The following is a 21996-nucleotide window of genomic DNA, read 5'->3' on the forward strand; positions in this document are numbered from 1 at the left end:
CCAGCCACGACGGCGCCGCAGACGCTCGACGGCGCAAGGCGAGCCACTCGCAGGCGGCCCCCGCCAGGACGCAGGGGGCCGCTCGCAGGCGGTCCGCCGGCCGCCGCCACCGACCGGCGGACCTGTCTCACATCGCTGCCGGGTCACCGTCGCATCGCGAGCCGCTCGCCGCGGACCGCCCCGCCCGGGGATCGGGCCCTCAGGGCCCGGCAGCCCGCCCGTCACAGACGCAGCAGCCGCTCCGCCGTCTCCCGGTAGTCCCGCAGCGCCAGCCGCAGCTGCTCGGTGTCCGCCGTACGCTCCTCGCCCTCGCCCATGGACTGCCAGGCGGTGCGGATCGTACGGCGGCGGTGGGCGAGGGTCTTCGTCAAGCGGTTGACCGTTTCGTGCAGGACCTCGTCGGCCTCCTCGACCGCTCCCCTCGGGCTGTCGACGAACGCGCTGACGGCGTGCTGCAGACGCACACTCAGCTTCTCGCGTTCATCGGGCGGCAGCAGCCCGCCCACACCCTCGTAATCGGCCATACCGCTCAACTCCTCTTCGGGTGGTGCCGGTTGAACCCCCACAGGGCATGGAAGCGCCCGACCCCGTGGTCCTGGCCGGAGCGGCTCGCGTCATCCGCCGCGCCGCTGCGGCCGGTGCGGCGACGGTGGTCACGGGGCCCGCGGGCGCCGTCTTCCGCCACCAGATCGTCGAAGAGGGCCCGAGCGTCGAGCAGGGCGGCGCGCATCTCCTCCGTACCGGCCCCGCTGCCCTGCGGTGCGGCGGTCCCGGCCTGTGCCACCCGGTGCACCCGGCGGTAGCCGTCGACGTGCGGGCCGTGGTGCACCGACAGGGCGGCCACCTGCTCCTCGTAGTGCACGCCGTCCGGGAACCCGCGCGCGGCCGCCACCTCGGCGAGCAGCCGGTCGGCCTCGGCCACCGCGTCGCCCGGCGAGTCGACGAAACGCTCCTGGGCGTAGTTCCAGCGGGATACGTATCCGTCCCGCGCGGCGGCCTCCAGGGGGCGCGTACGGAGTGAGCCGTGCCGCTTCACGCGGTCGGCGAGGTCGCGTTCCGCTTCTTTGGTGTCGCCGTCGTGGCGGGCGACCGTCCGTTCGTACTCCGGTCCGAAGCGCCGCTTCAGCCCGCGCGAGCTCCCGAGCACGGCGCTGGCCACGAAGGCGCCGATGACGGCGAGCACGATCACGACCGCGATCACGATCAACGCGATGGTGGTGCCTGACATGGCCGGCTGCCCTCCTGGGTCTGTCGCTGGGTACGTCTGCCGCTTGGTGCGTCTGTGCGTCTGAGCGTCTGCGGCTTGGTGCGTCTGTGCGTCTGAGCGTCTGCGGCTTGGTGCGTCTGGGCGTCTGGGCGTCTGGGCGTCTGGGCGTCTGCGGCTTGGTACGCCTGGTGCTTGGTACGCCTGTCGCCTGGGTCTGTCACAGCTACTGTCCCTGCGGCGGGTTGCCCGGATCCCGCCGCTCAAACGGCGCCCGCCCTGCTCCGGGCCCCGTCCGTAATCCGCTTGTGCCCGCCGCCCGTCCCCCGCCGACAATGAGCGTCATGACCGACGCGACGGGCACGACCGCTGCTCACACCACCGAAACGACCGACACCGACACCGCACAGGGGACCTGGACCGTCGCCTCGGAGGCCTTCAGCTCTCCCGTGGCCGCCGCCCTCTGGCGCGCGTACTACACGGAGGTCAGCGACCGCTGGTACGAGCTCCACGAGGGGCGGTCGACTCCGCCGGACGAGCTGGAGCGGGAGATCGCGGCGGACACCGGGGCGGATTTCGCCCCGCCCGGCGGGGTGCTGCTGGTCGCGCGGTACGGCGGGGAGCCGGCGGGCATGGCCGGTGTGCGGCTGCTCGACGCCTCGACGGGTGAGCTGAAGCGGTTCTTCGTACGCAAGGAGATGCGTGGCAGGGGCGGCGCGGTCCTCCTGCTGGCGGCGGCCGAGGACGCGGCCCGCGCGCTCGGCGCCCGCCGCATGGTCCTGGACACCCGGCACGACCTGGTGGAGGCCCGCGCGCTGTACGCCCGCCGCGGATACGAGGAGATCGAGGCGTACAACAGCAACGAATACGCCGAGCACTGGTTCAGCAAGGATCTCCCAGCCGCCGACTGAGGTTCAGCCGGCTACCGCTCCAGCCGACTGATGACGCAGCTGGCTGACAACTCAGCTGGCCGCCTCAGACGCCCGCCTCGACACCAGGGTGCGGCCCCTTGTGAACCGGTCCGTCGTGCGGCCGTTCCGCGTCGCTGCCGCACAGCTCCGCGTTGAGCTCCCGGACGAGCTGGGTGAGATCGGTGGGGCGGTCGCGGGTCCACCAGTCGCCGAGCAGCTCGGCGAGGGACTCCTCGCGGGCCTTCGCCAGTCGCTCGGCGACCCGGCGTCCCTGTTCCGTCAGGACGAGCGTCAGGCCCTCGCGTACGGCGAGGTGCCGCTCCTCGACCTGGCGGGCCGCGGCCGTGATGATGGTCAGCGGTACGGCGCTGTGCTCGGCGAGCACGGCGGGCTCGGCCGAGCCGTGGCGGTTGATGCGCAGCAGCAGCCAGCTCGCCGCGGGCAGCAGGTCGTAGCCGGCCTTCGCGGTGATCTTCTCGTAGATCTCGCGGCGCCCCTCGCGGGTACCGAGCGTCGAGAGAGCGCGCGCCACCTCGTCGTACGACGACCGTTCGACGGGGTTGCTGGCGAACGTCTCGGTCGCGTCGGGCGCGGTCACCGAGCCGCGCAGCTTGTCCTCGTGCAGGAACCAGGCCAGGACGAAGGCGACGAGGGCGACCGGCGCCGCGTACAGGAAGACGTCCGTGATCGACGACGCGTACGCCTGCAGGGCCGCGGGCCGCAGCGCTTCCGGGAGCCGCGCGATGCCACGGGGGTCGGCCTCGAGCGTCTGCGGCGTGATCCCGGGCGGAAGTTGGACGTCTGCGAACGCGCTCGTCAGCTTGTCGCCGAGCCGGTTCGCGAAGATCGTGCCGAAGATGGCCACACCGAACGCGGCGCCGATGGAGCGGAAGAAGGTGGCCCCTGACGTGGCGACGCCCAGGTCCTCGTACGACACCGCGTTCTGCACGATGAGCACCAGCACCTGCATGACCAGGCCGAGTCCGCAGCCGAACACGAAGAAGAACGCGCTGATCTCGCCCGTGCCGCTGTTCTCGTCGAGCTGGTGCAGCAGGAGCAGTCCCAGCGCCGTGATGCCGGTGCCGGTGACCGGGAACACCTTCCAGCGGCCTGTGCGGCTGACGATCTGGCCGGACGCCGTGGAGGCCAGCAGCAGTCCGAACACCATGGGCAGCATGTGCACACCCGACATGGTCGGCGAGATGCCGTGCACGACCTGCAGGAACGTCGGCAGATAGGTCATCGCGCCGAACATCGCGAACCCCACGACGAAGCTGATCACCGCGGTGAGCGTGAACGTCCTGATCCGGAACAGCTTCAGCGGCAGCACGGGCTCGGCGGCCCTGCGCTCCACGGCGACGAACGCGAAGGCCAGCACCACGCCGAGCACGGCCAGCCCGATGATCTGCGGCGAGCCCCACGCCCACGTGATGCCGCCGAGCGAGGCGACGAGGACGAGGCAGGTGGCGACGGAGGCGATGAGGAACGTGCCCAGGTAGTCGATGGTGTGCTGGGCGGCGCGCCGCGGGATGTGCAGCGCGGTCGCGATCACGATGAGCGCCACGACGCCGACCGGCAGATTGACGTAGAACACCCAGCGCCAGCTCAGATGCTGCGTGAACAGCCCGCCGAGCAGCGGTCCCAGGACGCTTGTCGCGCCGAAGACCGCGCCGAACAGCCCCTGGTACTTCCCGCGGTCCCGCGGCGGCACGATGTCGCCGACGATCGCCATCGACAGCACCATCAGGCCGCCGCCGCCCAGGCCCTGGAGCGCGCGGAACCCGATGAGCTCCGGCATGTTCTGCGCCATGCCGCACAGCGCCGAGCCGATCAGGAAGATCACGATGGCCGCCTGGAACAGCTTCTTGCGGCCGTACTGGTCGCCGAGCTTGCCCCAGAGGGGGGTCGCGGCCGTCGAGGCGAGCAGGTACGCGGTGACCACCCACGACAGGTGCTCGAGCCCGCCGAGTTCGCTGACGATGGTCGGCAGCGCCGTCGAGACGATGGTCTGGTCGAGCGCGGCGAGCAGCATGCCGAGCAGCAGCGCGCCGATCGAGGCGAGCACGCCGCCCTTGACATGCTCGTCCCGGCCCATGCCGGGCCGGGCCGGGTGCGTGTCGCTCACGTCCTGGGACATGGACACCTCCTGGTGGCCTGGGGCCTGTTCCTTTCCATCGTGGTAGGTGTCACCCGTTATGGCCTGTTGAGTCCGTTGAGTCCTCGGAAGCCTGTGCGCCGTCCATGGCCGGATCTGCATAATCGCTGGAGCTCATAGGGGAGGGGTCCGGAGAGTGAGCGTGAGCATGAGCGGACAGCAGTGTCCTGAATGCGGCATGGCACGAGACGCGGGAGGGGCGGCCGCCTGCACATGTGCCGAGAGGTCGGCGCAGGCCGCGCGAGACGCCCGGTCCGCCGATGCGGCCGCGGCGGAGGACTTCGATCCGCTGCGTATCCGGCCGTACGTCTCGCTGTCCGAGCGGGACGCCGCGCCGGGTTCCGGGGGTGGCGCACCGTCGGGGTCGGGGGGCGGCGCGCCGTCGGGCAGTGGTCCGGAGGGGGCCGCCACGGTTGGGGTGGGGGCAGCGGTCCCGCCCGGGGCGCCGGTGGTGCCCGGGACGCCGGTCCCGCCGGGAGCGGCCGTGCCGACGGGAGGGCCGGCTGCCGCGCCGAGGCCGGCGGACGTTCGCCTGTTCTCGACGGCGGCTGGGCCCTTCGCGGAACATCCGGCGGCCGAAGGCCCGACTGCGGAACCGCCGGGTGCCGCTCCCGGACCGTATGAGCCGTACGACGAACAGGTCGGCGGGTCCCCGATGCGCCGGCGTCTCGCGCTGGCCGGCGCGGTGGGGTCGGTGGTCGCCGTACTGGCTGTCGGCGCCTTCGCGAGCGGCCTGTTCTCCTACGAGAAGCCGGACCGGGACAGCGCACTCCCCGACGACACCCGCACCAGCGCGCCCGACCTGGTCGACCCGGCACCGACGTCGCGGGGCACGTCCGGGTCCGCCTCGGCGTCGGCGTCGGACTCGGGGTCGGCGGCTCCATCGCCGGACCGATCGACGTCGCCGTCCGCCTCGAGCAGCGGGAGCACGTCGGCCACGGCGCCGTCGGCCCGGTCGGCGGCGGGTACGGCGGCGGCTCCGTCGCCCTTTGCGACTCCGGCGACGGGCACGGTCAGCTCGACGCCCGAGGAGCGGGGTACGGGTTCGCAGGTGCTGCGGCGGGGGGACGAGGGGCCGGAGGTCGTCGAGCTGCAGCAGCGGCTGCAGCAGTTGAGGCTGTACACGGGGGAGGCGGACGGCGTGTACGACCGGTCGGTCGAGGATGCGGTGAGCCGCTACCAGCGGGCTCGGGGGATCCGCGAGAACGGGACGTACGGGCCGCAGACGCGGCGGAGCCTGGAGAGCGAGACGACGGAGCCGTAGCCGAGCCCGACGGCGTCGGGCTCGGCCCCACGAAGCCCCTCGCCTCTGGCTCGGGGCCCCTGCCCGTCACGGACGTCCCCGGCTGGCTCCCCGCGTCGCGACACGCCCCGCCCGTCCCGGGCCGACCTCTCCGCGCGAGGCTCCCCCGCCTCGGGACACGCCCCGCCCATCTTGGGGCGGGGCCGCGCCGGTATGTCCGTCCTCGGTCCGGCGCCTTACCGTTCGTCGTCAGGGAGCCGAAAGAAGCACCGGCCACTGCGGGCGGACACACCGGCACGTCCCCTCAGACCGTAGGGCGGCTGCGGGTTGTGGCCCCCTCTTGCTCTCGCGTCGCGCGGGGCGAGAGAGGGCCTTACGCGTGCCGCGCCAGCGCGTCAGTAGGCGGCCACCAGCAGCACGCGGTCCTCCAACGGCAGGCTCCAGGGCCTGCCCGGCCGAACAACTGCGGGCTCCGACGCCGCAATCACACCAGTCACATGGTGATCGTCGCACTTCAAATAATCACCATCGGCATGGCCGTAGAGTGATGCGCCATGCGAAGCCTGGCCGGTCTGCCGAAGGCCCATCTCCATCTACATCTCGAGGGCGCGATGCGCCCTGCCACGCTCGCGGAACTGGCCGGTGAGTATGGCGAAGAACCGCCGGACCTGGGCGGCGGCTTCGCGTCGTTCGAGGACTTCGGGCCCTTGTACCGTGTCGCCGCGCGGCTGGTCCGCGAGGGCCCGCGGGAGAACCTGCTGCGGTTGGTGCGGGAGGTGGTCGAGGACGCCGCCGCGGACGGAGCGGTATGGGTCGAGCCACACGTGAACCCCCTGACCTACGAGGCCGATCCGCACGCCGCACTCGACGTGCTGGACGCGGTGATCGACGAAGGCCGCCGAACGGCTGCCCAGCTAGGTATCGGCTTCGGCGTCGTGATGTTCGCCCGGCGTAACGCCGATCCTTCCGAGGCCATCGCGACCGCCCGGCTCGCGGCCCGCCGGGCAGACAACGGGGTGGTCGCCTTCGGCCTGGCCGGGGACGAGGCCCGATATGCTCCGGAGCCGTTCGCCGGGGCATTCACCATCGCCCGAGAGGCCGGGCTGATCTCCGCCCCGCACGCAGGCGAACTCGCCGGCCCGGCCAGCGTTCGCGCCGCACTCGACGTGCTCGGCGCGCAACGCATCGCCCACGGCGTACGAGCGGTGGAGGACCCAGCGCTCCTCAGCCGCCTGGCTGCGGAAGGCGTAGTCCTCGACGTCTGCCCCACCTCAAACGTCGCCCTCGGCGTCGTGAAGTCCCTGTCCGCCCACCCCCTCCCACTGCTGCTGCACGCAGGCATCCGCTGCACCGTCAACGCCGACGACCCCCTCCTGTTCGGCCCCGGCTTGCTGGAGGAGTACGAAACAGCCCGCACAGCCTTCGCCCTCAGCGACCACCAACTCGCCGCGATAGCCCGCACCTCAATCGAGTCTTCCGGCGCCCCGCCCACCCTCGTGGACGAAGCCATCACACTCATCCGCGACTGGCTGAACACCCCTGACCATGCCAAGACACCTGCAGGCCAAGAGCCACCACGACTGACGCACCCGTAAGCAGCCATCGGGAACAAGCGACCGAGATTGCGGGACAACCTTCAGCTCCGGGTTTTCCGGCACCGAGGAACGCCCCGGTGACCCCCCGGCACCCGTCACCCCACCTGCACCCGAATCTCCCCGTCCACCCCGGACTCGACCCGCACCCCGGACAGGTCCGCCACATGGACCGTGGGCCCGTACTGGGCCGCCCGGGCCCCGACCCCCACAACCCGCATCCCCGCGGAGCGCCCCGCGAGGATCCCCGCCTCGGAGTCCTCGAAGACCAGGCAGTCGGCCGGGTCGATCCCCAGCTCGGCGGCCCCCTTCAGGAACCCTTCGGGATCCGGCTTGCTCGCGCCGACGGACTCGGCGGTGATCCGGACCGGGGGAAGGGGCAGCCCGGCGGCGGCCATACGCGCGGTGGACAGGGCCACATCCGCCGAGGTCACCAGCGCATGCGGCAGCCCCGCGAGGGAGGCGAGGAACGCGCCGGCGCCCGGGATCTCGACGATGCCCTCGACGTCGGCGGTCTCCTCGGCCAGTACGCGCGCGTTGTCCGCGTAGTTCTCCTCCATGGGCCGGTCCGGCAGCAGCAGCGCCATGGACGCGTACCCCTGCCGGCCATGGACGATCTTGATGACCTCGTCGAAGTCCAGCCCGTGCCCCTCCGCCCAGCGCCGCCAGCACCGCTCCACCACCGCGTCCGAGTTGACGAGGGTCCCGTCCATGTCCAAGAGAAGGGCACGGGCGGTCAGAACGGTGGTGGTGTCGTGTGCCGTCATCGGCATGCTCCAAAGAGAGTGGTTCCGGACAGGGCGCTCCGGGAGGTCAAGCGGCCCCGCCCGCCGGTCAGGGAAAACGGGCGGGAGCCACTTTGTTCCTCCACGATACAAAACGAATCCGTCAAGCCGCCACCGCCTCGTACAGACTCCACACGCCGAGCCCCAGCATCAGCAGAGCCGCGATCTTGGTGATGAGCGCCAGCGGCACCCGCTTCATCAGTGCCTTGCCGCCGAGAATGCCGAGGCCGGCCACCGCCCACAGCGCCAGCACGGCGCCGAGGCCGACGGAGAGCGGGTCGTCGTAGCGGGCGGCGAGGTTGGCCGTCATGATCTGGGTGAGATCGCCGAACTCCGCGACCAGGATGAGCATGAAACCCGCGCCCGAGACCTTCCAGAAGCTCTGGTCCTCCGGCTTGCGGATCTCTTCTCCGTCGTCGTCGTGCTTCTGCATCAGCAGCATGGCCGCGCCGCCCAGGAACAGCACGCCGGTGAGGGCATGGAGGATCCGGTCCGGCAGCAGGGTCAGGACACTGCCCGCCGCGACGGCGAGGGCGACATGGATAGCGAAGGCGGCGGCGACACCGGCGAAGACGTACGAGGCGCGGTAGCGCGTGCCGAGGACGAGCCCGGCGAGGGCGGTCTTGTCCGGCAGTTCGGCAAGGAAGACGACGCCGAAGACGAGCGCCATCACGCTGATGCTGATCAAGGTTCCTCAATCGGTCGGGCCACCCGCCGGGAGATTGCTCACATGCGACACCTCGGCATGGCAGCGCGCATGGACGCACACGGACGTGTGCACGGGCACTGCTTGCCGAAGGTCTCACCGGCCGGCCACTAGGGCCTGCCTCCGGGCGCCGGCTCAGACGAGCTGAGCAGTATGTCGACGGTCCGGCATCGGGCTACTCCCCTTCCGCGCCGTCCATCGTACGGGACGCCAGGACATCACGTGTACGGGCCATTGGTCCCGGGATGACGGCAACCGGGACCGTCACACCCCTTGTTGTGTCATGTTCTCGTCATTAACTTCTCACCTGGCGCGCGCCTGTTCGAAACCTGGCGCCGTCACCCTGAACGCGCCTGCACGCCCAACTGCCCCCCACCTCAAGGGAGTTCGCATGCCCAAGATCTACGCGCGTCGACGACTCAGCATACTCGCCGGCCTCACCGGGCTGATAGCCATGACCGGACTTTTCACCGGTCCGGCAGCCCAGGCCGCCCTCCCCACCCCTGTGAGCGCCGCCACAGCCCGCACCTACCTCGCCTCACTGACCGTCGCGACCGAGGACCGCACCGGTTACAACCGGGACCTGTTCCCGCACTGGATCACGCAGTCGGGGGCCTGCAACACCCGTGAGGTCGTCCTCAAGCGCGACGGCACGAACGTCGTACAGGACTCCAGCTGCGCCGCCACGAGCGGCAGTTGGTACTCCGTCTACGACGGCGCGACCTGGTACGCCGCGTCCGACGTGGACATCGACCACCTCGTCCCGCTCGCCGAGGCCTGGGACTCCGGCGCCGACAGCTGGACCACATCCCGCCGCCAGGCCTTCGCCAACGACCTGACCCGCCCTCAGCTCATCGCCGTCACGGACAACGTCAACCAGGCGAAGGGCGACCAGGACCCGGCCACCTGGATGCCGTCCCGCACCACGTACCACTGCACCTACGCCCGCGCCTGGGTCCAGGTGAAGTACTACTACGACCTCTCCGTGGACTCGGCTGAGAAGAGCGCCCTGACGAGCATCCTCAACGGCTGCTGAATCGATCGTTCTCGGCATCTGCCGAATCGATCACCCTGAGCGGCCGCCGATCGTGGGCCGCCGTTCACCGGAACCTGCCCGCCGGCCTCCGTCGTTCCGTACCGTACGGGGCGACGGAGGAGGGTGATCACCATGGCACGGCTGCGCCTGGGACCGCTGCTGAGATATGTCGACGGCTCGTCGGCGACCGTGTGGGTCGAGGCGAGCCGCCCGTGCACGGCCGAGGTGCGCTGCGCCGACGGGTCGTCGGGCCGGGCGCGCACGTTCCAGATCGCCGGGCATCACTACGCGCTCGTCCCGGTGACCGGCCTCACACCCGGCACCGAGACGGCGTACGAGGTCACGCTCGACGGCAGCAGTGTGTGGCCGCTGCCGGACTCGCCGTTCCCGCCGAGCACGATCCGTACGCCCGATGCCCAGGTCTCGCAGGTCAGCGTCGCCTTCGGGTCCTGCCGGTGGGCCGCGGCGCCTGCCGACGAGAAGGACCCGGTGGGTCCTGACGCGCTGGACACCCTGGCCGCCCGCCTCGCCGCGGACCCCGCCGCCGAGCGGCCCGACGTGCTGCTGCTCCTGGGCGACCAGGTGTACGCGGACGAGACCTCGGGGGCCACCCGACGCTGGCTGGCCTCGCGCCGCGATCTGCGCGAACCGCCCGGCGCCCAGGTCGCCGACTACGAGGAGTACACGCACCTGTATGACGAGTCGTGGCTCGATCCCGAGATGCGCTGGCTGCTCTCCACCGTCCCCAGTCTGATGATCTTCGACGACCACGACGTGATCGACGACTGGAACACCAGCGAGTCCTGGCTCGCCGCGATGCGGGCCACGCCCTGGTGGCGCGAGCGCCTGCTGAGCGGCCTCATGTCGTACTGGGTCCATCAGCACCTCGGCAATCTCCCGCCGGACGAGCTGGAGAGGGACGAGGTGTATACGGCGGTCCGCGCCACGCCCGACGGCACCGAGGCGCTGCGGTCCTTCGCCGCCCGCGCCGATGCCGATCCCGCGTCGGTCCGCTGGAGCTACCGCCGGGACTTCGGCCGCGTGCGCCTGCTGATGATCGACACACGCGCGGCGCGCGTCCTGGACGAGGACAACCGGGCGATGCTCGACGCCGACGAGGAGCGCTGGGTGCGCGAACAGGCCCTGGATTCCCGGGGATCCTTCGACCATCTGCTGATCGGCACGTCGCTGCCGTGGCTGCTGCCTCCGCTCGTCCATGACGCCGAGGCGTGGAACGCCGCGCTGTGCCGCGGCGAACGGGGCCCGCGCTGGGCACGGATGGCCGAAGACCTGCGCCGACGCGCCGACTTGGAGCACTGGGCGGCCTTTCCCGCGTCGTTCGATGCGCTGACCGCACTGATCGCCGAGGTGGGCACGGGGCCGGGAGCGCCGGCTACGGTGTGCGTCCTGTCCGGGGACGTCCACCATGCGTATGTCGCGGAGCCGTCCTGGCCGGACGGGCGCGATCCGGATGCCCGGGTGCTGCAGCTGACGTGCTCGCCTGTGCACAACTCCATTCCGGCGTCGATCAGGATCGGTTTCCGGTTCGGCTGGAGCCGGATGGGCCAGGCGCTGGGACGGCGGTTCGCACGGCACGGAGGTAACGGGGAGCCCTCGATCACCTGGCGGAAGACAGGCGGTCCCTGGTTCGGCAACCAGCTGATGACGCTGACCATGCGCGGTCGTTCGGCGGCGCTGCGGCTGGAGCAGGCGCGTGCCGGGCGGCAGGGCGGCGGGCCACGGCTGGAGGCGGTGGAGGAGTCCGTACTCACCCCGTGATGCCCGACATGGGACGCGATGCCTGTGATGCTGTGTGTTGCCCGTGAGACGGCCCACACCTGGGGCCGGTCATCCGTCAATCGGTAGGGCTGTCCGCGGTCGCGACGGCATGATGAGCCGGACCGTCCGCTTCCAGCGGGCTCTGGTACGACAGCAGCCACCGCACCACACGCCGAACAGCCGCACCGCACGCAGCCCCACATGCTCCGGGAGCCACGCTTTTGACTGCCGCGATCCCCCACCCCTCAGGACCTGCCGACGGCCCCCGGGGGACCCGTGCAGCCGTCGCCCTCGTCGGGGCGGGACCGCGCGGCACCAGCGTGCTGGAGCGCCTCTGCGCCTCCGTATGCGAACTGCTGCCCGGGACGCGGTTGACGGTCCACGTCGTCGACCCCTCACCGCCCGGCGCGGGCCGCGTCTGGCGGACCGCACAGCCGCCCGAACTGCTGATGAACACGGTCGCCTCGCAGGTGACGCTGTTCACCGACGACAGCGTGGACTGCTCAGGGCCGATACGACCGGGCCCGAGCCTGTACGAGTGGGCCGCCGGGCGCAGCACTCGGGGGACGGGCGGGGACCTCGGCGACATGGACGGCAGAGGCCCGGCGTACGGGCTCGGTCCTGACGACTATCCGACGCGCGCCTGCTACGGGCGCTATCTGGAGTGGGTCTTCGGCGAGGTGGTGCGTGCCGCGCCGCCCGAGGTGCGGGTCGAGGTGCACGCGGCGCGCGCGGTCAAGCTCGACGACGAACCCGACGGCCGCCAGTACCTCGTCCTGGACAGCGGCGCCGAACTGCGCGGCCTCTCGGCCGTGGTGCTCGCCCAGGGCCACCTGCCGCTCGTCGGCGACCCCGCGCAGGAGCGGCTCGCCCGGCACGCGCGGCGGCACGGCCTGCGCCACTTGCCACCCGCCAACCCCGCCGACCTGGACCTGTCGGCCATCACCCCCGGCGAGCCGGTGCTGCTGCGGGGCCTCGGGCTCAACTTCTTCGACCACATGGCCCTGCTGACCGAGGTGCGCGGCGGCCGCTACGAGCGCGGCGACCGCGGGCTGCGGTATCTGCCGTCCGGCCGCGAGCCCCGGCTGTACGCGGGATCGCGGCGCGGCGTCCCGTACCAGGCCCGCGGCGACAACGCCAAGGGCCCCTACGGGCGGCACCAGCCGGCCGTCCTGACGCCCGAGGCGATAGCGGGCTTCCGCAAGCGCGCGGACTCCGGCGATCCGCCGGACTTCCTGACGGAGATATGGCCGCTGGTCGCCAAGGAAGTGGAGACCGTCTACTACGAGGCGCTGCTCGCCCCGGAACGCCTGGAACGCTCTCATGCCCCGGCGCCAGGGGGCTTCCGGGATCGTTTTCGCTTCCGGGATCGTTTTCTCGCCACGCCGTACGGCAGCGCCCAAGAGGCCCTCGTCCTGGACGAGTTCGGTGTCGCGGCGGGCGATCGCTGGTCGTGGGACCGGATTGCGCGCCCGTACCGCGACCGTTCCTTCTCCGGCCCCGGCGACTTCCGCGACTGGCTGCTCGCGTATCTGCGCGAGGACGCGGCGCAGGCGGCGCTCGGCAATGTCGCCGGCCCGCTGAAGGCGGCCCTGGACGTGCTGCGCGACCTGCGCAACGAGCTGCGGCAGATCGTCGACCACGGGGGCCTGACCGGTGCCTCGCGCCGCGACCACCTCGACCGCTGGTACACCCCGCTCAACGCCTTCCTGTCGATCGGCCCGCCCCGGCGGCGTATCGAGGAGATGGCCGCCCTGATCGAGGCGGGCGTGCTGGAGGTACTGGGGCCGCGCCTGGAGGTGCGGCCGGTGGAGGGCGCCTTCGCCGCGCACTCCCCCGATGTGCCCGGCTCCGCCGTCCGCGTCACGACGCTCGTCGAGGCGCGGCTGCCGGAGCCCGACCTGCGGCGGACGGCCGACGAGCTGCTCGCGCGCCTGCTGGAGACCGGCCAGTGCCGGCCCCATTCCATCGGTGGTTACGAAACGGGTGGTCTGGACGTAACGCCGCGCCCGTACCGTCTGATCGACCGGCAGGGCCGGCCCCACCCCAGACGCTTCGCCTTCGGGGTGCCTACCGAGGGCGTGCACTGGGTGACCGCGGCCGGGGCCAGGCCGGGAGTGGACTCGGTCACGCTGTCGGACGCCGACGCCGTGGCCCGTGAGGTACTGCGCACGGCGGCCGGCGGGCGCGAGGGCACGGGAACGGGCACGGGAACGGGAGTGGACGCGAAAGCGAGTCCGGACGCGGCAACGGAAATGGAAGCAGCGGCAACTGAAGTGAGAACGGAAGCTGTATCCGAAGCGGGGCGGTGGCCGAATGTTGAACTTGCAAGCATTGATTAGGGATGCCTAATCTGTGGGCTCGCTCCGTTACGTCCCCACCCGAAGGAGTTCCCTCACCATGACTGGACGTCTCAACAGCGCCCAGCCCTATGCCCTCGGCCTGTTCCGTGTCGTCATCGGCCTGCTCTTCGCCTGCCATGGCGCCTCCAAGCTCTTCGGCATCCTCGGCGGCGCGGACGGCCAGGGCGGCACCGTCCCCTCCGGCACCTGGCCCGGCTGGTACGCGGGCGTCATCGAGCTGGTCGGGGGCAGCCTGGTCGTGCTCGGCCTCGGCACCCGCTTCGCGGCGTTCATCGCGTCCGGCGCCATGGCGTACGCGTACTTCAAGGTCCACCAGCCCGGGGCGCTGTGGCCGATCCAGAACGGCGGCGAGCCCGCGGCGCTGTTCTGCTGGGCGATGTTCCTGCTGGTCTTCACCGGCTCCGGCGCGCTCGGCCTGGACCGCCTCTTCGCGTCCCGCGGCTCGCGGGATACAGCGAGGGCCAGGGACGGACGCTCACCGGTCACGGCCTGACAGAACCGTTTGACCGGCCTGCCAGAACCGTTTGATCACGGCACGGTGGCGCCTGCTCCCGCACTACGCGCGGGGGTGGGCGTCAAGCGGGACGCGTCAGGCACGGTCGGCCCCGGCGGCCGCCGCCTTCGCGGGCGCGCGGTCGCCCCCCGGGTCGGGGCGTCAAGCGGTGTCGGCCGCGACGGCCGCCGCCGTCGGGGCCGTCCCGTCGGACCGCCGCCCCCGCACCTCCAGTCCGGCGAGCAGCTCTGCCGTCGCTTCGGCGATCACGTCGACAGCGCGCTCGAACACCTCCCGGTTGTGGGCGGCCGGCGCACGGAAACCTGAGACCTTCCGCACGTACTGAAGCGCGGCGGCCCGTATCTCCTCCTCGGTGGCCTCTTCGGGGAGTACGGGCGGACGGAGCGTCTTGATGCTGCGGCACATGCGTCCAGTGTCACCCCGGCCACTGACAATCGGGCCCGACACTCGGGCCCGACACCGGGGCGGCGACCGGCACCAGGGCGGGGCCCGGCGCCAGGGCGGGACTGACCTCCTCCGGATTCAGCCGGCGAGGACCTTGTCGAGGAACGCCCCCAGATTGGTGAGGGTTCGCTCGATCTTGTCCTCGAGCGGCAGGGTCTCCTCGTACGGCACCTTCAGACCTGTCTGCTTCTTGCCTCGCAGATAGAGCGAGCAGGCCAGGTCTGCGCACACGTACGCCCCAACGGTGTTCCCCTGCCGCCCCGCGGCCCCCGCTCGGGGCGCCACTAGCAGGCACACCCCGGTGCCGGGATGCCCCGTCAGGCACAGTGAGCACACGGTCGTCTTGGTGAAGCCGCGCCGGATGCCCTGCGGCGCACGGAGCGTCACCCCCACGAGCCGACCGTCACGTACCGCAACGAGATATCCGCGGTCCGGCGCGCCCGGATCGCGCCAGCCGAGGAAGTCCATGTCCGCCCACGGCAGTTCGGACAGCTCCCGAGGAAGGCTGATGCGTTTCGCCTCGCCCTTCGAGCAGTTCGCGAAGGACGCGCGTATGGCTGTCTCGTCGATCGGTTCCATGATCAGGCGACGCTAGCAGCGGGCGACTGCGGAGGTCTTCCGAATTTCCGGGCACCGGTCACTCGCCGTTTCCGGGCACCGGTCACTCGCCGGCCACATGCTCTAGCCGCCTGACCTGGATCGGAACGTACGGCTTACGCCCGGATCGACACGTTCGCATGAACTCCCATAAGGAACTCGCATCCAAAATTCGAACAGGCGTAGCATTGCCGCGTGGCTGCGACCCATGACTTCCCGAGCGACCTCCTAGCCGGCCAGGAGGAGCTGCATCAGGTCCGGGCAGAGCTCCTGGCCCTGCTGAAGCGGCTGCCCTGGTCGGTCGAGCCCCTGGACGGCTTCAGCGACGACACCGGCTGGCGCAAGGTGGAGCGCCCCGCCTCCCCCGGCTGGACAGCGGACGAGCAGGCGGAGGTGGAGAAGCTCCGCCAACGGGAGCAGGAACTCGCGGTGTTCGTGACGTGCCACCGCTTCTGGTCGGACGTGTCGGGCCCGGAGGTGGTGGAGGCTCGCATGAAGCTGAAGCACGTACACGGGGAGCCGTCGGCCGACAAGGGCTGAGCATCTTTCAGGGGACGGGCGGCGACGGCGGCTGGCGCCACGAGGGACGGCGACGGCGACCGGCGTCATGAGCGGCGCCGACTGACACGTATGACCAAACACCCCGAACCCGGGGGTCCGCAGCACGCAGACACGCCGCGGATGCCCGGAATTTCCCCTGTTCGGCCGACAGCGGTTGCCGCGCCACCGGGGCGGAGGTGTGCTGGTCAAGGCGCCTCGGAGCCGCAGGCGCACGGACGGGGGCGGCCCGCCGTGACGTGCCGGGCCAGCCTTCTCCGACCTACAGACATCACACTGGGAGGCAACCATGCCGCACCGCCAGGGAGACCGGGTGGAATACCGGGACGAGATGAACCAGAAGCAGACGGGCGTGATCCAGGACGTCCAGGGCAGCGGGCAGCAGGCGCGCTACACCGTGCAGAACCTCGAGACCCAGCGCCAGGAGCAGGTCCGAGAACAGCAGATCGAGCGGGACCTGGACTGACGCCCCTGCCGACACTGCACCGATGCGGGCTCACGCTTACGGCGTGAGCCCGCATTGACGTCTGCATTGCCGTCTGTATTGACGTCTACTTGACCTCTGCGCTGCCGTCGCGCTGAGTCGGTCGAGCGTCACATCCCCAGGGAGACGGCCAGCCGGGTGAGCTCGGCCGTGCTGTTGATGTTGAGCTTGGCCCGGATGCGGCGGAGATAGGCGTCCACCGTGTGCTGCGAGAGCCCCATGTGGCGAGCCGTCTGCAGGTAGGTGCGACCTGCGGCGATGTGTCGCAGCGTCTCCTGCTCACGCGGAGCCAGCGCAGGCGCGGGGGCTTCGGCGTACGGCGTGGCGAGGGCGAGGCTCATCGGATCTCCTCCGGCAGATCGGGATCGGCTCGGCTCGGCCATCACTGCTCACACCCTCGGAAACAGGAGGCTTATGTCCGAATACTTCTTTTTGTTCCGTTTCGAAAAAGCCTGCCTGCCCCACTTCACGACGGTGTCCGCCGACTGTCACAGACGTGTCACAGGGCACGTCCGCTGGCTCGGTTGACCGCCGCAGCGAGTGCGCGGCGGTCCTGAGCCGGCGAGTGTCTGCGGCGGTCAACCGAGGGCGGTCAGCCGAACCAGCGGCCGTCGCGCACGAGGTCGCGCCCCCCGCAGCTCGTTCTCCTCACGCCAGGCCAGGGAACTCCCCTTCCGCCCATGTGGATGACCTGACGGCTCAGCGAAGCTCCTGGATGCGGACCAGGTTGCCCGCGGGATCACGGAAGGCGCAGTCACGGATGCCGTACGGCTGCTCGGTCGGCTCCTGGACGACCTCGGCGTCGCCGGCCAGCACCTTCTCGAAAGTGCCGTCGAGGTCCCGGGTGGCCAGCAGGATCCAGCCGTAGGTGCCCTTGGCCATCATCTCGGCGATGGTGCGGCGCTCGTCCTCGGTGACCCCGGGGTCGGCGGCCGGCGGCGCCAGGAGGATGGACGTGTCGGGCTGGCCGACGGGGCCGAACGTGATCCAGCGCATCTTGCCCTGTCCGACGTCGCTGCGGACCTCGAAGCCGAGGATGTCGCGGTAGAAGGCCAGGGACGCGTCCGGGTCGTCATGCGGCAGGAAGCTCGTGTGAATGGTGATGTCCATGACGATCAGGCTAGGGCGGCTCCGTGACGCACGCTTCTCGATTCCTGACCGATCTGGCCAAGTATGCAGCTATTCACCATCACTCTCAGACGACGTACGAGACGGTCAGGACGGCGACCGCGAGAGAGAGCATGCCCAGGCAGTTCAGCCAGAACTCCTGCCGGAGAAACCGTGCCCGGATATGGGCGTAGACGGCGCACAGGAAGTAGGCGACAACCCCGACGTTCGCCGCGAGACCGATCCCGTCGTACGCCAGTCCAGCGACAAGGCCTGCCGTGGCGAGCAGCTTGATCACGATGAGTGTCCACCACCATTCGCGGGGCAGGCCTACCCCGTCGAGACAGCCCTGAATGAAGGCCGGTGGACGGATCGATAGCAACGCGTCAACAAGCAGGGCGAGGGCAAGCAGTGCCGTGGGCCACCAAAGATTCGGGACGTGGAACATCATTTCTCCGGTCGGTTCACGATGAGGCTGACGACGTCGCGAAACCCCTCGCGCCCGACGTCATCGGGAAGCGCCCCGTTCGACACCGTCATCAGGATGCCGAGGTAGGCGAAGTAGATCGATCGGGCTGCCCTGCCCGCATCGTCCTCGTCGTGCCCCGCTCGCGAGAGCACCTGCTGGATCTCGCCGATCAGGGTCAGTCCGAGGTTCTGGAAGATCGCAGAGTCGTGTCGGCCACGCACGATCGTCGCCGCGTATTCGCGCGACAGCTCGAGGTCGAGCGCGAAGTAGTCAACGAACGGTTCGATCAACGCGATGACGTCGTCGACCGTGTCGGCCGACGGCTGTTCAGATCGGCCTCGGTCGCGTTCTCGATGCACGGCATCGATCCAGCCGTCGAAGATCGCAACGAGCAGCCCATGCTTGTCGCCCACCGCCATCACACTGCCCGCGCTGAGCCCGGCCTCGGCGGCGATCTGCCGGACGGTCGTCGCGTCGAAGCCCTGCTCGCGGAAGAGTCGCTCCGCGGCTGCGAGCACCTTCTCCCTCGAGAGCTGCCGCCGCTCTGCACGAGACTGAACACGTTCAATGAACACGTTCATAACGTAGCGAGGACTTGGCCCTGGTGGCAACCGCTCGACGAATGGGTGCAGATGGGAGGCAGTTGAGGTGGTCAGCTGTTCGACGCGCTGCCAGGCGGCCGGAGAGTCGATCGAGTCATGGCGTCCGAGGTCGGCGGAGCGACTTTGGGCGGGAGCCCACGGGGCGAGTACACACGTGGAGTCAAAGGCCCCCAGCCGCGATCGGCTGGGGGCCTTCGTACTGGTGGGCGCGGACGGTTTCGAACCGCCGACATCTGCCTTGTAAGGGCAGCGCTCTACCGCTGAGCTACGCGCCCGGGACGAGTCGACAGCCTACCTTGCCCGCGCCCCTGCCCTGCAAACCCGTATCGCGGCAAGGCGGGCGATGCGGCGTCCGTGCGGCCCGCTGACGGCGAAGTCACCCTGCGCAGCGCGAACTAACCGGCCCGTGTGTTCGTCCTTAACCGGTGGGAGAATGACACGGGGCAGGGCGGATGACAGCACGGGAGAGGGACGTGACGGCGACACCTTCGCAGCCGTACACACCACAGCCGTATGAACCACAGCCGGACACACCACAGCCGTATGAAGCATTTGTGCCGCGCACTCCGCGCGTGCGTTCCCGTCGCCCCGGGCTCCGTCCCGGCCTCCGTCTAGGCGCCCGCCTCCGACCGTGCGCCCGCCTCCGTCCAGGCGCCGTCCTCCGTCCAGGCGCCGACCTCCGTCCCCGTGCCGGCCTCCGTCCCCGCCCGGGTTCCCCGCTTCGCCCCGCGGCCGCCGTCCTCGACATGGCTGCCCTGATCCTCCTTCCCCTCCCCCTGTTCGCGGCCGTGCTCCCCGCCGCGTTCGCCGGTGGCGGTACGCGGCGGTGGTTCGGTGGGCGCGGGGAGAGTCAGCGGGCCGAGGCGCAGGCCGCGAAGGATGCCGCCGCGGCCGCGTTCTACGAGCTGGACACGGCCCAGCGCGATCTGCGGATCTCGATAGAGACGATCACCGCGGTCGACGACTCGCCCGCGGCCCGGCGGGCGGTGTCCGACTTCGAGACGCTGGGCCGCCGTATCGACGAGGCCAGCCTGCAGTACATCACCGCGGTCGACGCCCATGACCTGGACCGCGACGATCTCGAGGCGTCGGTGGCGGCGCGTGCGCGGACCGAGCTGACCCGGGCCAGGGACGAGCTCGGCAAGGTCAAGAAGGACCTCGACCGCTTCTCCGAGGGGCTCGGGCCGCTGCTCGACAAGGCCGAGACGCAGCTGGCGCGCCTCGCCCCGGCCGTCGAGCGGGCGCGGCAGTCGCTGCTCGCCGCCAGCAACGCCCTCGATGCGGTACGCGGAGCGGGGCTGAAGGCCGACGATCTCGCGGCCCGGCTGGCCGCCCTCGGACCGGAGCTGACCAAACTAAACCAGGGCGCCGGGCGGCACGGCGTAGCGGAGACCCTGCAGCGGGCCGAGCGTGTGGCGCGCGACGCGGAGGCCGTGCGAGCCGAGGCCGAGCGGCTGCCGGAAAGGGCCGCCGAGATCGACCGCCGGCTCGTCTCACTGCGGACGCGCGCGCAGGCCCTGACAACCCGCGCGGGGCAGGTCGACCCGGTGCTGAGCGAGCTGCGGCGCCGGTTCACGGCCGCGTGCTGGCAGGACCTGCAGCGGGTGCCGGAGCAGGCGGAGGACAACGTCCGGCAGGCCGAGCTGAAGCTGAGGGAGGCGCAGCAGGCGCGCGAGGCGCAGCGCTGGCCGGACGCGACCTCGCTCCTGTCCACGGTACGGGCGCTGCTGAACGCGACGGACGAGGCGGTCTCGGCCGCCGGTGACCGGCTTCAGCGGCTCAACGCGGTCGCCAAGGATCCGCAGCAGGAGATCGAGCGCACCCGGTTCGCCATCCGCGACGCCCAGCGACTGGCGATGGCGGGCCGCCATACGCCCGATCCCCGGCATGCGCGACCGCTGGACGACTCGGTCGCCCGTCTCGAACGCGCCATCGCCACGCTGGAGGGGCGCCACCCCGACTACTGGCACTTCCTGACGGAGACAGAGGCCGTCCGGCGGGCGGTGGCGCGGGTGGTCGGCCAGATCCGGGAAGAGCGGGGGGCGGCGGGGGCCTGAAGGGCCGGTACGGCGCGCCGTCCACCGTCGCCGGGGCCTGGGCCCTCGTACGGCCAGCCGTCCACCGTCGCCGTCGCCGTCCGCGTCCCGCCGTCGCCGACCGCCGGGGTTGGCGACGCGGCCTCCGGGTCGGCGCGCGACGCCCGTGGCCTCCAGGTCGGCGGCCGAGGCCGTGGCCTCCAGTCGGCGCCCGAGGCCCGTGCGGTCCGTGCCCGATGCGCCGGGGCCGGCGGCACGAGCATTGGCGTTGTCCGTGGCGCAGGCGGATCCTGGTGTTACGTACGCGGCGCGGCGCCCCGCGAGACACCCCGTACGCGGCCTCCGCGAGCGCGTCAAGGAGGGCGGACATGGCAACGCACATACTTCACCCGGAGACCAAGCGGCACTTCCGACTCGACGAGCATCTGCCCGTCGACCACCGCCTCAGCAAGTTCTACCGCGTCGGCGCTGGTCTGATGGGGCTCGTCCTCATCGCCTTCGGGATCTTCGGGCTCATCGGCAAGGTCGGCTTCTTCGACACCCGCGGCGACACGGTCGCCGGGCTGAACACCAACGGCGCACTGAGCGTGCTGTCGATCTGCATCGGGCTGCTGCTGTTCGCCGGGATGGTGATCGGCGGGAACGTCGCCTCGACGATCAACATGATCGTCGGCGTCGCCTTCATCCTCAGCGGCTTCGTCAACCTCGCCCTGCTGGACACGGGCTTCAACTTCCTCGCCTTCCGCATCCAGAACGTGCTGTTCAGCTTCGTGGTCGGCGTGATGCTGATGTTCTTCGGCATGTACGGCAGGGTCGGCTCGGCCCTACCGCACGACAACCCGTACTGGCGGCAGCGTCATCCGGACCAGGCGGCCGAGGAGGAGCGGCAGCGGTCGCTGCCCCGGCGCGGCAACCTGAGGCCGGCCACCGGGCTGGACGCCGGTGCCGACGACGCCCGCAGCACCGGCATCGGTGTCGCACCAGGGCGGCCACCGCACCGGTGACACGGTGACGCGGTGACGCGGTGACCGAGCGCGCTCGGTCACCGTGCGCCGTACTCCGTGCCGTCTCGGCACCCGACCGTTAATCTGTGCGCATGCCTCGCTACGAGTACCGCTGCCGGACCTGCGGCGACACCTTTGAACTGAGCCGTCCGATGGCCGAGTCCCCCGACCCCGCGGCCTGCCCCGCCGGGCACGACGACACCGTCAAGCTGCTCTCGACGGTGGCGGTCGGCGGTACGGCCTCGGCGTCGGCCGCCTCCGGGCGCACCAGCCCCGGCGGCGGTGCCGGTGGCGGTTGCTGCGGCGGAGGCTGCTGCGGCTGACCGCCGCACCTACCGACGCAGGGACCCGACGCCGCCCCCACCAGCGGCGTCGCTCACCTCTTCCGGACGACCGCGTGCGGATGA

The 21996-nt window shown here is 71.0% G+C and carries 24 protein-coding genes, 1 tRNA gene and 1 pseudogene; 12 read left to right on the forward strand and 14 right to left on the reverse strand.

The features are described from left to right. Positions 1–221: 221 nt before the first annotated feature. Together STSP_RS00950 and STSP_RS00955 are read right to left on the reverse strand one after the other, a co-directional pair. The gene (locus STSP_RS00950; RefSeq protein ID WP_067270689.1) at positions 222–524 is read right to left on the reverse strand and encodes a hypothetical protein; all 303 of its coding nucleotides are present in this window, start codon (positions 522–524) and stop codon (positions 222–224) included. Positions 525–529: 5 nt separating this feature from the next. Continuing rightward, positions 530–1228: a hypothetical protein gene (locus STSP_RS00955; protein ID WP_067270691.1), complete on the reverse strand. Its 699-nt coding sequence runs from the start codon at positions 1226–1228 to the stop codon at positions 530–532. Between the two features lie 320 nt (positions 1229–1548). On the opposite strand from STSP_RS00955, the gene STSP_RS00960 reads away from it, so the two are divergent. Continuing rightward, positions 1549–2115, forward strand: coding sequence for a GNAT family N-acetyltransferase (locus tag STSP_RS00960; protein ID WP_232789474.1), 567 nt, complete (start codon positions 1549–1551; stop codon positions 2113–2115). 64 nt (positions 2116–2179) lie between these two features. On the opposite strand, the gene STSP_RS00965 is transcribed toward STSP_RS00960, so the two are convergent. Both STSP_RS00965 and STSP_RS39890 read right to left on the reverse strand, forming a co-directional pair. Further along, entirely contained in the window at positions 2180–4252 is a 2073-nt protein-coding gene (locus STSP_RS00965; RefSeq protein ID WP_067270694.1) for an MFS transporter, read from the reverse strand. 759 nt (positions 4253–5011) lie between these two features. After that, positions 5012–5281, reverse strand: a complete 270-nt coding sequence (locus STSP_RS39890) for a hypothetical protein (RefSeq protein WP_232789475.1) — start codon at positions 5279–5281, stop codon at positions 5012–5014. Between the two features lie 40 nt (positions 5282–5321). Here STSP_RS39890 and STSP_RS39895 point away from each other — a divergent pair, with 40 nt between their 5' ends. After that, complete coding sequence (locus STSP_RS39895; protein WP_232789476.1) at positions 5322–5534, forward strand: peptidoglycan-binding domain-containing protein; 213 nt, start codon at positions 5322–5324, stop codon at positions 5532–5534. Positions 5535–5911: 377 nt separating this feature from the next. Here the strand turns inward: STSP_RS39895 and STSP_RS41075 are convergent. Next, positions 5912–6010: pseudogene (locus tag STSP_RS41075) on the reverse strand (IS5/IS1182 family transposase); the annotation flags it as partial. A 57-nt stretch (positions 6011–6067) separates the two neighbouring features. Between STSP_RS41075 and add the strand changes: the two are divergent. Continuing rightward, positions 6068–7108, forward strand: coding sequence for an adenosine deaminase (add, locus tag STSP_RS00975; RefSeq protein WP_067270695.1), 1041 nt, complete (start codon positions 6068–6070; stop codon positions 7106–7108). 95 nt (positions 7109–7203) lie between these two features. Here add and STSP_RS00980 read toward each other — a convergent pair whose 3' ends face one another. Next, the gene (locus STSP_RS00980) at positions 7204–7872 is read right to left on the reverse strand and encodes an HAD family hydrolase (RefSeq protein WP_067270760.1); all 669 of its coding nucleotides are present in this window, start codon (positions 7870–7872) and stop codon (positions 7204–7206) included. Positions 7873–7993: 121 nt separating this feature from the next. Then, positions 7994–8578 (reverse strand): TMEM165/GDT1 family protein, encoded by a 585-nt coding sequence (locus STSP_RS00985; protein WP_067270698.1) that lies wholly within the window; start codon positions 8576–8578, stop codon positions 7994–7996. Positions 8579–8987: 409 nt separating this feature from the next. Between STSP_RS00985 and STSP_RS00990 the strand changes: the two genes are divergently transcribed. From STSP_RS00990 to STSP_RS01005, 4 genes are all read left to right on the forward strand, one after another. Next, entirely contained in the window at positions 8988–9632 is a 645-nt protein-coding gene (locus STSP_RS00990; RefSeq protein WP_067270701.1) for an HNH endonuclease family protein, read from the forward strand. A gap of 132 nt (positions 9633–9764) precedes the next feature. Beyond that, on the forward strand, positions 9765–11411 hold the full coding sequence (locus tag STSP_RS00995) for an alkaline phosphatase D family protein (protein ID WP_067270763.1): 1647 nt from the start codon (positions 9765–9767) through the stop codon (positions 11409–11411). Positions 11412–11632: 221 nt separating this feature from the next. Continuing rightward, positions 11633–13753 (forward strand): FAD/NAD(P)-binding protein, encoded by a 2121-nt coding sequence (locus tag STSP_RS01000; protein WP_408646218.1) that lies wholly within the window; start codon positions 11633–11635, stop codon positions 13751–13753. A 58-nt stretch (positions 13754–13811) separates the two neighbouring features. Continuing rightward, on the forward strand, positions 13812–14267 hold the full coding sequence (locus tag STSP_RS01005) for a DoxX family protein (protein ID WP_067270704.1): 456 nt from the start codon (positions 13812–13814) through the stop codon (positions 14265–14267). A gap of 162 nt (positions 14268–14429) precedes the next feature. Here the strand turns inward: STSP_RS01005 and STSP_RS01010 are convergent, their stop codons facing one another. Together STSP_RS01010 and STSP_RS01015 are read right to left on the reverse strand one after the other, a co-directional pair. After that, positions 14430–14693 (reverse strand): DUF2277 domain-containing protein, encoded by a 264-nt coding sequence (locus STSP_RS01010; protein ID WP_067270706.1) that lies wholly within the window; start codon positions 14691–14693, stop codon positions 14430–14432. A 117-nt stretch (positions 14694–14810) separates the two neighbouring features. Next, positions 14811–15311: an FBP domain-containing protein gene (locus STSP_RS01015; protein ID WP_067270709.1), complete on the reverse strand. Its 501-nt coding sequence runs from the start codon at positions 15309–15311 to the stop codon at positions 14811–14813. Between the two features lie 213 nt (positions 15312–15524). Here STSP_RS01015 and STSP_RS01020 point away from each other — a divergent pair, with 213 nt between their 5' ends. Both STSP_RS01020 and STSP_RS38985 read left to right on the forward strand, forming a co-directional pair. Continuing rightward, positions 15525–15869 carry a hypothetical protein gene (locus STSP_RS01020; protein WP_067270712.1) on the forward strand — a complete coding sequence of 115 codons (345 nt, stop codon included), beginning with the start codon at positions 15525–15527 and terminating at the stop codon, positions 15867–15869. 307 nt (positions 15870–16176) lie between these two features. Further along, on the forward strand, positions 16177–16353 hold the full coding sequence (locus tag STSP_RS38985) for a hypothetical protein (protein WP_157902759.1): 177 nt from the start codon (positions 16177–16179) through the stop codon (positions 16351–16353). A 128-nt stretch (positions 16354–16481) separates the two neighbouring features. On the opposite strand, the gene STSP_RS01025 is transcribed toward STSP_RS38985, so the two are convergent. From STSP_RS01025 to STSP_RS01045, 5 genes are all read right to left on the reverse strand, one after another. Next, a complete protein-coding gene (locus STSP_RS01025; protein ID WP_067270715.1) occupies positions 16482–16712 on the reverse strand; it encodes a response regulator transcription factor in 231 nt (76 codons plus the stop codon). A 358-nt stretch (positions 16713–17070) separates the two neighbouring features. Beyond that, complete coding sequence (locus STSP_RS01030) at positions 17071–17481, reverse strand: VOC family protein (RefSeq protein WP_067270719.1); 411 nt, start codon at positions 17479–17481, stop codon at positions 17071–17073. Between the two features lie 85 nt (positions 17482–17566). Continuing rightward, a complete protein-coding gene (locus STSP_RS01035) occupies positions 17567–17929 on the reverse strand; it encodes a DoxX family protein (RefSeq protein WP_332835342.1) in 363 nt (120 codons plus the stop codon). Continuing rightward, positions 17926–18522, reverse strand: a complete 597-nt coding sequence (locus STSP_RS01040; protein ID WP_067270771.1) for a TetR/AcrR family transcriptional regulator — start codon at positions 18520–18522, stop codon at positions 17926–17928. The genes STSP_RS01035 and STSP_RS01040 overlap by 4 nt, the downstream gene beginning before the upstream one ends. A gap of 227 nt (positions 18523–18749) precedes the next feature. Next, a tRNA-Val gene (locus tag STSP_RS01045) sits at positions 18750–18824 on the reverse strand. A gap of 471 nt (positions 18825–19295) precedes the next feature. Between STSP_RS01045 and STSP_RS01050 the strand changes: the two genes are divergently transcribed. The 3 genes from STSP_RS01050 to STSP_RS01060 all read left to right on the forward strand — a co-directional run bounded on the left by STSP_RS01050 (position 19296) and on the right by STSP_RS01060 (position 21912). Next, positions 19296–20606 (forward strand): hypothetical protein, encoded by a 1311-nt coding sequence (locus tag STSP_RS01050; RefSeq protein WP_067270724.1) that lies wholly within the window; start codon positions 19296–19298, stop codon positions 20604–20606. Positions 20607–20953: 347 nt separating this feature from the next. Further along, entirely contained in the window at positions 20954–21589 is a 636-nt protein-coding gene (locus STSP_RS01055) for a DUF4383 domain-containing protein (RefSeq protein WP_067270726.1), read from the forward strand. Positions 21590–21681: 92 nt separating this feature from the next. Further along, positions 21682–21912 carry an FmdB family zinc ribbon protein gene (locus STSP_RS01060; RefSeq protein WP_067270729.1) on the forward strand — a complete coding sequence of 77 codons (231 nt, stop codon included), beginning with the start codon at positions 21682–21684 and terminating at the stop codon, positions 21910–21912. Positions 21913–21996 lie beyond the last annotated feature (84 nt).

Origin of the sequence: Streptomyces jeddahensis, assembly GCF_001642995.1 — a bacterium.
Classification (GTDB): Bacteria; Actinomycetota; Actinomycetes; order Streptomycetales; family Streptomycetaceae; genus Streptomyces; species Streptomyces jeddahensis.

Bases quoted from the DNA above. Each gene is read 5' to 3' on its own strand.
- STSP_RS01060 (WP_067270729.1), top strand. From the start codon at position 21,682: ATGCCTCGCTACGAGTACCGCTGCCGGACCTGCGGCGACACCTTTGAA.
- STSP_RS01030 (WP_067270719.1), bottom strand. From the start codon at position 17,481: ATGGACATCACCATTCACACGAGCTTCCTGCCGCATGACGACCCGGAC.
- STSP_RS00995 (WP_067270763.1), top strand. From the start codon at position 9,765: ATGGCACGGCTGCGCCTGGGACCGCTGCTGAGATATGTCGACGGCTCG.
- STSP_RS00950 (WP_067270689.1), bottom strand. From the start codon at position 524: ATGGCCGATTACGAGGGTGTGGGCGGGCTGCTGCCGCCCGATGAACGC.
- STSP_RS01005 (WP_067270704.1), top strand. From the start codon at position 13,812: ATGACTGGACGTCTCAACAGCGCCCAGCCCTATGCCCTCGGCCTGTTC.
- add (WP_067270695.1), top strand. From the start codon at position 6,068: ATGCGAAGCCTGGCCGGTCTGCCGAAGGCCCATCTCCATCTACATCTC.
- STSP_RS38985 (WP_157902759.1), top strand. From the start codon at position 16,177: ATGCCGCACCGCCAGGGAGACCGGGTGGAATACCGGGACGAGATGAAC.
- STSP_RS00990 (WP_067270701.1), top strand. From the start codon at position 8,988: ATGCCCAAGATCTACGCGCGTCGACGACTCAGCATACTCGCCGGCCTC.
- STSP_RS00955 (WP_067270691.1), bottom strand. From the start codon at position 1,228: ATGTCAGGCACCACCATCGCGTTGATCGTGATCGCGGTCGTGATCGTG.
- STSP_RS01025 (WP_067270715.1), bottom strand. From the start codon at position 16,712: ATGAGCCTCGCCCTCGCCACGCCGTACGCCGAAGCCCCCGCGCCTGCG.
- STSP_RS00960 (WP_232789474.1), top strand. From the start codon at position 1,549: ATGACCGACGCGACGGGCACGACCGCTGCTCACACCACCGAAACGACC.
- STSP_RS01015 (WP_067270709.1), bottom strand. From the start codon at position 15,311: ATGGAACCGATCGACGAGACAGCCATACGCGCGTCCTTCGCGAACTGC.
- STSP_RS01010 (WP_067270706.1), bottom strand. From the start codon at position 14,693: ATGTGCCGCAGCATCAAGACGCTCCGTCCGCCCGTACTCCCCGAAGAG.
- STSP_RS00980 (WP_067270760.1), bottom strand. From the start codon at position 7,872: ATGACGGCACACGACACCACCACCGTTCTGACCGCCCGTGCCCTTCTC.
- STSP_RS01055 (WP_067270726.1), top strand. From the start codon at position 20,954: ATGGCAACGCACATACTTCACCCGGAGACCAAGCGGCACTTCCGACTC.
- STSP_RS01035 (WP_332835342.1), bottom strand. From the start codon at position 17,929: ATGATGTTCCACGTCCCGAATCTTTGGTGGCCCACGGCACTGCTTGCC.
- STSP_RS00965 (WP_067270694.1), bottom strand. From the start codon at position 4,252: ATGTCCCAGGACGTGAGCGACACGCACCCGGCCCGGCCCGGCATGGGC.
- STSP_RS01050 (WP_067270724.1), top strand. From the start codon at position 19,296: ATGGCTGCCCTGATCCTCCTTCCCCTCCCCCTGTTCGCGGCCGTGCTC.